General features: G+C 61.8%; 6 protein-coding genes. 2 read left to right on the top strand and 4 right to left on the bottom strand.

Annotation, left to right across the window (positions count from 1 at the left end):
• Window positions 1-170: 170 nt before the first annotated feature.
• Window positions 171-920: a substrate-binding periplasmic protein gene (locus UW3_RS0123000; protein WP_026001477.1), complete on the bottom strand. Its 750-nt coding sequence runs from the start codon at window positions 918-920 to the stop codon at window positions 171-173.
• 113 nt (window positions 921-1,033) lie between these two features.
• On the opposite strand from UW3_RS0123000, the gene dnaX reads away from it, so the two are divergent.
• Entirely contained in the window at window positions 1,034-3,037 is a 2,004-nt protein-coding gene (gene dnaX, locus UW3_RS0122995) for a DNA polymerase III subunit gamma/tau (RefSeq protein WP_010226012.1), read from the top strand.
• Between the two features lie 69 nt (window positions 3,038-3,106).
• Window positions 3,107-3,433, top strand: a complete 327-nt coding sequence (locus tag UW3_RS0122990; RefSeq protein WP_010226011.1) for a YbaB/EbfC family nucleoid-associated protein — start codon at window positions 3,107-3,109, stop codon at window positions 3,431-3,433.
• Window positions 3,434-3,482: 49 nt separating this feature from the next.
• Here UW3_RS0122990 and UW3_RS27925 read toward each other — a convergent pair whose 3' ends face one another.
• The 3 genes from UW3_RS27925 to UW3_RS0122975 all read right to left on the bottom strand — a co-directional run.
• A complete protein-coding gene (locus tag UW3_RS27925; protein ID WP_081492845.1) occupies window positions 3,483-4,472 on the bottom strand; it encodes a fimbrial protein in 990 nt (329 codons plus the stop codon).
• A 17-nt stretch (window positions 4,473-4,489) separates the two neighbouring features.
• Window positions 4,490-6,958, bottom strand: coding sequence for a fimbria/pilus outer membrane usher protein (locus UW3_RS0122980; protein ID WP_010226009.1), 2,469 nt, complete (start codon window positions 6,956-6,958; stop codon window positions 4,490-4,492).
• A gap of 186 nt (window positions 6,959-7,144) precedes the next feature.
• The coding region (locus UW3_RS0122975) for a fimbria/pilus periplasmic chaperone (RefSeq protein ID WP_010226008.1) at window positions 7,145-7,908 on the bottom strand (764 nt) is incomplete at its 5' end.

Below are 7,908 nucleotides of genomic sequence, written 5' to 3'. Positions count from 1 at the left end.
GAAGGGACCCAGCCGCAGCGGTGACATTGTGTGCCGGGGTGTGGCTGGTGGGGTCGCCACCTATCTCGCCTTGTGCGTCATGCATCACCTCTTGTCTCATCTCTCGTCTCCTTGAATGCCCTTGGCTGCCATTGGCCAGCGAATGATGGCGCGCGCTCGTTTTTTTGCGGTTATGGCGTTGCAACGGTTGGCTGAGTGTAACGCTCGATGATCTGCTGGAGTTCCCCGGACGCCTTCAGGTGCAGCAACGCGCGTAAAATACCCTGTACCGGCAGGTCCGGCGCATTGCGAACAACGCACCCCAGGCTCTGCTCCTCGACCACGGCCAGAGGCCGCAGCCGTTGCCCGGCAGGCAACTCGCGGTTGAACCAGTCCAGCGATAGCTGGTTGCTGATTGCATAGCGGTAGCGGTTGGCGTTCAGCTTGTTCAGTACCAGCAATTGATTGCGGCTGTCTTCACGCTGCAACTGGCCGCTGGCAAACAGCGGCTCGATGGTTGAGTAGGTGTAGCCGAGCACGGTGCCAATGGCTTGCGGTGCCAGTTGCTTGGGTAGCAGCGGCTGCATCTCGCCGGGCTGGCCGACCAGCAAGTCGCGTTGCTGGAGCAGCGGCAAACTCCAGAGGTAGGTATTCCCGGGGATAGTGAGCCAGGACTGGGCAACATAGCAGCGTACATCGATATCGCCGTTCTCCATGGCGTGCTGCAAGCGCAGGCGCGGTAATACATGAAACTGCGCGCGATGCCCGACGTCTCGGGCCACGGCCAGCATCAGGTCGTGCAAAATACCTTCGACCGGTTGTTGCTGTTCAACGCGTATCAGTGGCATGGCCCAGCTTTCGGCCACCGAAAAGCGCAGTACGGGGTCGGCCGCCTGGCTGGCGGTGCTTGCCAGCAGCAACGCACTCAGTATTCTCCACACACCGCATCCTCCCTGATGCCCGCCTGACAGCTTAGCCGAGATCGGCGGGGTGCAATTTTGCCCCCGCTCCGCTACGATTAGCGGTCTTCAGCTTGCAGTCGCGACGGTTTTCGATGAGTTATCAGGTTCTTGCACGTAAATGGCGTCCGCGCTCGTTCCGCGAAATGGTCGGCCAGACCCATGTGCTCAAGGCCTTGATCAATGCGCTGGACAACCAGCGCCTGCACCATGCCTACCTGTTCACCGGCACCCGCGGCGTGGGCAAGACCACCATCGCGCGGATCATCGCCAAGTGCCTTAACTGCGAAACCGGTATCACCTCCACGCCCTGTGGTACCTGTTCGGTGTGCCGGGAAATCGACGAAGGGCGCTTTGTCGACCTGATCGAGATCGACGCCGCCAGCCGCACCAAGGTCGAAGACACCCGCGAACTGCTCGACAATGTGCAGTACGCGCCAAGCCGCGGACGCTTCAAGGTTTACCTGATCGACGAAGTGCACATGCTCTCCAGCCACTCGTTCAACGCCTTGCTGAAAACGCTGGAAGAGCCACCACCCTACGTCAAGTTCATCCTTGCCACCACCGACCCGCAGAAGCTGCCGGCGACCATCCTGTCGCGCTGCCTGCAGTTCTCGCTGAAGAACATGACCCCCGAGCGGGTGGTCGAGCACTTGAGCCATGTGCTCGGCGCCGAAAACGTACCCTTTGAAGACGATGCCCTGTGGCTGCTCGGCCGCGCGGCCGACGGCTCGATGCGCGACGCCATGAGCCTGACCGACCAGGCCATCGCCTTTGGCGAAGGCAAGGTCCTGGCAGCCGATGTGCGGGCAATGCTCGGCACCCTCGACCACGGTCAGGTGTACGGCGTGCTTCAGGCCTTGCTGGAAGGCGACGCGCGGGCCTTGCTCGAAGCCGTTCGGCACCTGGCGGAACAGGGGCCGGACTGGAATGGCGTGCTGGCCGAGATGCTCAACGTGCTGCACCGCGTGGCCATTGCCCAAGCGTTGCCGGAGGCGGTCGATAATGGCCAGGGCGATCGCGACCGGGTCCTGGCCCTGGCTCGGGCATTGCCGGCCGAAGACGTGCAGTTCTATTACCAGATGGGGCTGATCGGTCGACGCGATCTGCCATTGGCACCGGATCCGCGTGGTGGTTTCGAGATGGTCCTGCTGCGCATGCTGGCGTTCCGTCCCGCCGATACCGACGATGCGCCGAAGCCGGTGCTAAAGCCGGTGGGGATCAGCCAGGCCACAGCTGATTCTGCAAGCGCGGTGGCAGCAGCCCCCCAGGCTGCGCCGGCCGTGGCGGCTGCGCCCGTGGTTACTGAGCCTGAGCCTGTTGCGGAGCCAGAGCCAGAGCCTGTACCCGAGCCGGTCGAGGCCCAGCTACCTGAGCCGGTTGTCGACCTGCCCTGGAACGATCCCGTCGCTTCTGAGCCTGAGGTCGAGCCCGCGCCGGTTGCCGTAGAGCCGCCGCCCGCGCCTGCGCCGGCTCAGCAGGTCGCGCCGCAGCACGTGCCGCCGCCCGACGATGGCATCGGCTACAGCCCGGCCGGCATGGACCGCGACGACGAGCCGCCGCTGGACGAAGACTATTACGAGCCGGAAATGGACCCGGCCAGCTACAGTTACCTGGACGAGCTGGCCATCGAGCATGCTCACGAAGTTGATGCGCCGCCTGCCGAGCCATTGCCCGCCGCGCAGCCGGCCACGGGCCTGGCGCTGAAATGGCTGGAATTGTTCCCGCAGTTGCCGATTTCCGGGATGACCGGCAATATCGCCGCCAACTGTACGCTGATCAGTGCCGAAGGCGACGATTGGCTGCTGCACCTGGACCCGGCCCACAGCGCCCTGTTCAACAGCACGCAACAGCGGCGCCTGAACGATGCGTTGAACCAGCACCTGGGCCGTACGCTCAAACTGACCATCGAGCTGATTCGCCCTGAGCAGGAAACCCCGGCCCAGGCCGCAGCCCGCAAGCGCGCCGAACGCCAGGGCCAGGCAGAGGCCTCGATCCAGGATGATCCGCTGATCCAGCAGATGATCCAGCAGTTCGGCGCCATGGTCAGGCACGATACTATTGAACCTGTCGACGCTCCGGTTGCCCAGGGCGAGTAACGCAATAACACCAGCGGCCCGGGCCAGGCCCTCGCCGCACCCCGTAACGTAATACTTGAGGTGATCCCCATGATGAAAGGTGGCATGGCCGGCCTGATGAAGCAGGCTCAGCAGATGCAGGAAAAAATGGCCAAGATGCAGGAAGAACTGGCCAACGCCGAAGTGACCGGCCAATCCGGTGCCGGCCTGGTCAGCGTGGTGATGACCGGTCGTCACGACGTCAAGCGCATCAGCCTGGACGACAGCCTGATGCAGGAAGACAAGGAAGTGCTTGAAGACCTGATCGCCGCCGCCGTCAACGACGCCGTGCGCAAGGTCGAAGCCAACAGCCAGGAAAAAATGGGCGGCATGACCGCCGGCATGCAGTTGCCGCCAGGTTTCAAGATGCCGTTCTGAAGTCGTTGCACGGTTAAAAAAGCCAGGCTATTGCCTGGCTTTTTTGTGCTCAGTCGTAACTCATCAGGAACGTCGCCCGGCCTGGAGCAGAGCCGGGGGTTACCTGGGCGGTGGTCTGTACGTACTGTGCGCGCAAGGGGATCCGGTGCGTCACCGGGCCTGAACCCACGGTACCGCCTGGTTGCCGGGTGCCCAGCACGATTGGGGTGTTGTCGTTACGCAGCAGGCGAATACCGATACCACGCGCAGTAGCGTGACTGGCCAGGCTGATGGTTGAGGACTGGTTGCCCGGGTTGCTGGCGTCGGTGATGGTATAGCTGACGTTGAGGCGGCTGCCACTGCTGCCGCCGACACAGTTGAGACGGATCTCGAGCGGCTGGGGTGCGGTGACCTTGCCCACGGCGTCAAAGAATCTTGATGGATGATCCAGCAGGTTGACGGGGATCGTTTTCGAACCCGGGTCGACGGCGCAGGTGGGGTCGGCTGAGACAACCTCGACTCTGGTTTGCACCATCGTCAGCCTGGCGGTGTTGGCCGGGGTATGCGGCTCAAAGGTGTGGCTAATGATTGTCTGCGGGAAAAACAGGAGCCCGCTGTTCACCGGTCCGGTCTTGATCAACTGTAGTCTGTACCAAGGGGTGACATCGGTAGTGCCGGCCGGATGCGTGATAGTGGGGACCGGCCAGCTATAAAAACGACTGGCGCCGGCTTCGGAGCCCGTGATCTTGATACCGATACCCTCCAGATTGGTTCGATGAATGCCTTCGCCGATGTGGGTGAAAACCTCGGTAAAACCGGCTCGCTGCCCATGGGCGGCAGAGCAGCGGTAGGCCATGCGTGTCGCGTATCGGGTGCCGCTGTCATAAATCACCTTGCCTACCGGATCTATTGCAGACACCGTCAGCTGCGAGTTTATGGTGATGTAGGCTTGGGAAGGGCTGGAGCCGATATGTACACAACTGGCGGCACTGATGCCGCTATGGGCCAGCAGCAGCAATCCTGTCGCGCCGGCGATGCGCGCGGGTAAAGAACAAAGCATGGGCAGGTCTCGACGGTTCAAGGGTGGGCTGGCGTTGCAAGGCAAACGGACTGAATATTTTGCGGCGCGGCGCCCGCAGTTTTTTTTGCGGCGGGGGGCAGGGCATAGGTAATCCGGCAATTGCCTGTCGAGCCGTTGTCCCAGCGCACGATGATTTCACCTTCATCCTGAAGGCCGCGGGCGAACAGTTGGCTGCCTTGTCCGACGGCACCCAATTCATTGCCGTCGGTATCCAGCACCGCTGCGCCAAACGGCAATGGCTGGCCATCGACCTGGCGGGCGTGAATAACGGCCGAACGCCCGGAGCGGGTCTGGAATACCAGCAGTGGAATGGCGCCGGCCCGTGGCACGGTCTGCTGGCTGCTCGATTGCAGCTCGACGTCGGTCGACAGCCCCTTGGGGTCGATGGCAACCGTGTTGCGCCGGTAAGGCGTAAGGTTTGGTACTACGGCATAGCCACTGCTGTCGACTTTCAGCGCGGTGCCGGAGGTGACTCGTGCGCCATCGGCGTCTTTGGCGTGAATCAGGCCGAAGGTTTCACTCAAGGGTTGCGACAAGGTTAAACCGTCAGCATGGGCGACGATGGCGCCGCGCAGGCCAAGCGAGGCTTGCGAAGTGTGCCGTCCCTGGCTGAGTGAACCGCTGAGCTCGGCGGCCGAGCCGCGGTAGAGTAGGTTGCTGCTGAGTGTATGGTTGTTCTGGCCATGATGGCGGTCCTGGCTGGCGGTGATGCCGTAGCTCAGGTGCTGATCGTCACTGGTGGCGCCCGTAAGGGTGGCCTGGGCCCGGCTGTTGCCGTTGCTGTCCCTGGAAATACTGCTGCTGAGGCTGCGCACACGCTCGCTGCCCAGAGGTAGGGACAGGCTCAAATAGAGGGTGTTGCCGGCGCGCCCGAAGCGGTCACGTTCCCGAGTACTGCTGAGGGTGTAGCCCAGGGTCTTGTAGTGATTGCTATAGCCGATCGAGTAGCTCAGATCACTGCCGGCATGGTCCCAGTAGCTCGACGCCGAGGCGCTCAGGTGCAGTTGGCCGTAATTTAGTGCCAACGGTTGGGCTAGTGACAGGGTGGTGCGGCTGCGATGGCGCTGGTAGCGCTGATCGCCGGCATCGCGCAGGAACTGGCGGCTGAGCTGGGCGTCTTCCAGGCCATAGAAGCCGCGGGTGGAGTAGCGGTAGGTGGCCAGGGCGATCTGCGTGTCGGTTTCGCTCAGGGTCTTTGCGTAGCTCAGGCGCAGGCTCTGGCCTTGCTGACTGCCGAGCCCGGGCAAGTGGGTACGGGCCTGGGTAAGGTCGGCGCCGAACGCACCCAGCTCAGTGTTCAGGCTACCACCGAGCAAGGCTGAGCCATACCCGGATGCCAGGGTCATACCGCTGTAGGTGCTGACCAGGTTGTTCAGGCCATATTGCCAGGTGCCTTCGACGAACACCGGGTTGCTGTTCAGTTGCTGGTTGCGCAAGGTGCCCAGCGTTGCACTGTAGCGGCTGGCACCGGCGCGCAAGGACAACGGAACGGCGGCGTAAGGCACGGAGAAACTATGTTCGCGGCCGTCCGCCTCGGTCACTGTGACCTCCAGGTCGCCGCCGTAGCCGGTTGCATACAAGTCATCGATTTCGAATGCGCCCGGTGCCACGGTGGTTTCGTGCAGGGTTACACCGCGTTGGCGGATCAGTACTCGTGCGTTACTGCTGGCGATACCGCGCACCACTGGTGCATAGCCGCGCAGCGAGGCGGGCAGCATGCGATCGTCGCTGGCCAGGCGTATGCCGGTGTAGCTCAATGAATCGAACAGCCCGCCCGAGGTGTAGCTTTCACCAAGTGTCAGTTGCGAGCGCCAGGGGGTGATATCACGCTGGGCATAGCTGGCAATGCTCTGGTAGCGCTGCTGGCCTTGGTCGCTCCAGTTCAGCGAACCATCATGGCGCAGGCGCCACGGCCCGATATTGAGCCCGGCACCGAGCCCCAGGTAGGTCTGGCGAAAATTGCCCTGGCTGCGATGCTGGGTGCTGTAGGTGTTGAGGTTGTAGTCGAGAAAACCCGCTGTTATGCCGCTGTCCCATTGTGACGGGTCAACCGTTTCGCGGGCGCTGCGTTTGACCGCGATTTGCGGCACCGACAAGTACAGGCGCTGGTTGGCAAAGTCCAGGCGACTGCTGGCATCGTCCAGTGCTCCGTCGATAGGTATGCAAGCCTGGGCGGCAGAAAGTTGCTGTTGCGCTTGCGGGTAAAACTTGCTGCTATCCAGGCCGAGACGCTCTAGCAGGGCATTGTCGAAACAGGCCAGGGCTTCTTCGTCACCGGGCCGGGCCCTGAAGCTGAGGTTGAAGCGCCCGTGCCACTCGTCGTTGACCACAACGTCCACATTGTAGATTCCAGGGCTTGCGACGTTGCGCCGCTCGAAGCGCGACAGGTCCACGGGCAGGTTGCTGCCGTTGCCCAGGAATGCCGGTTCAAATTCAACCTGCGCGGATAAGGCGGTGTCGGCCATGACCGAAACGTGCCATGACAACAAACCGGACAGACCAACAGATAATCGGCTTATTGTTGAGACTGATTTTTTTCGGGGCGAGCGAAAGTGTAATGATATTAAAGTCATTTTCAGGGGTGCCAATATTAAACTTGGGCACGCACGAAAACTTCGAGAACGCCCGGAGTGTCGAGGAGGGAGAGTGGGCTAAGGGGATGGAGTACTGGCAGGCCTAGAGCTCAATAGTTGGTTATGGTTATTCCCGGCGCCGTAGTCATTGATACTGGTGAAGTTGACCGTTGAGCGCGGGTTGACAGGTGACGAGGATATAAAATGTCCCAGCGAATAAGGCGCAATGTAGCCCGTGCCCAGTGAAGTCGACTTGCCGTTATATTCAATTTTTATTTCACCGAGATTGACGTAGTAGGCCGACGGGTTGCGGCCAACCAGCGTCTCAGGCTTGCCGTCTTGTCCAGGCGCTCGGTGCCAGGTCACCAGGGCCGGTGCGTCCTCGGCCTTGCCCGGCAGGCCCTGCGGGCGGTACAGCAGCTTGATACGGGTACGGAAGGCCAGTTGCAGGACATTGCTGTCCTTGGTTTTTGGCGGGACCTCAAGCATGTTGAACCAGAACAGAGACTCTCGATCACTGGCCATTGGACTGCCGGTATGCAGCAGGCGAATACTTTGCCCTTGTGCAGGTTCGACACGGGCCAGCACTGGCGTCACGGTAAACGGCACCTGGATGGTCTCGGGCGCGGCACGAGTATCGCCATCGTCTACCCAGACCTGGACCAGGCTGGGGTCTTTGCCATTGTTGACAAGGTTGACGGTGGCTTCGCGCTCTTGAGCCGCAAAGATGATGCGGGTACCGGTAATTACAACGCTGGCATGCACGGGCACGCTGGCCGCCAGTAGCGCGAGGGCTGCCAGCAGGGAGGGGAAAAAGCGAGTCATGAATGCGACATCCGGCC

This window comes from Pseudomonas donghuensis, assembly GCF_000259195.1.
GTDB lineage: Bacteria > Pseudomonadota > Gammaproteobacteria > Pseudomonadales > Pseudomonadaceae > Aquipseudomonas > Aquipseudomonas donghuensis.
Note: the sequence above shows the minus strand (reverse complement) of the source record. Positions and strands in the feature narration are given on the sequence as shown.

What these genes read in the sequence shown, in the direction of transcription:
- dnaX (WP_010226012.1), top strand. Translation starts at nt 1,034, where the DNA reads ATGAGTTATCAGGTTCTTGCACGTAAATGGCGTCCGCGCTCGTTCCGC.
- UW3_RS0122990 (WP_010226011.1), top strand. Translation starts at nt 3,107, where the DNA reads ATGATGAAAGGTGGCATGGCCGGCCTGATGAAGCAGGCTCAGCAGATG.
- UW3_RS27925 (WP_081492845.1), bottom strand. Translation starts at nt 4,472, where the DNA reads ATGCTTTGTTCTTTACCCGCGCGCATCGCCGGCGCGACAGGATTGCTG.
- UW3_RS0122980 (WP_010226009.1), bottom strand. Translation starts at nt 6,958, where the DNA reads ATGGCCGACACCGCCTTATCCGCGCAGGTTGAATTTGAACCGGCATTC.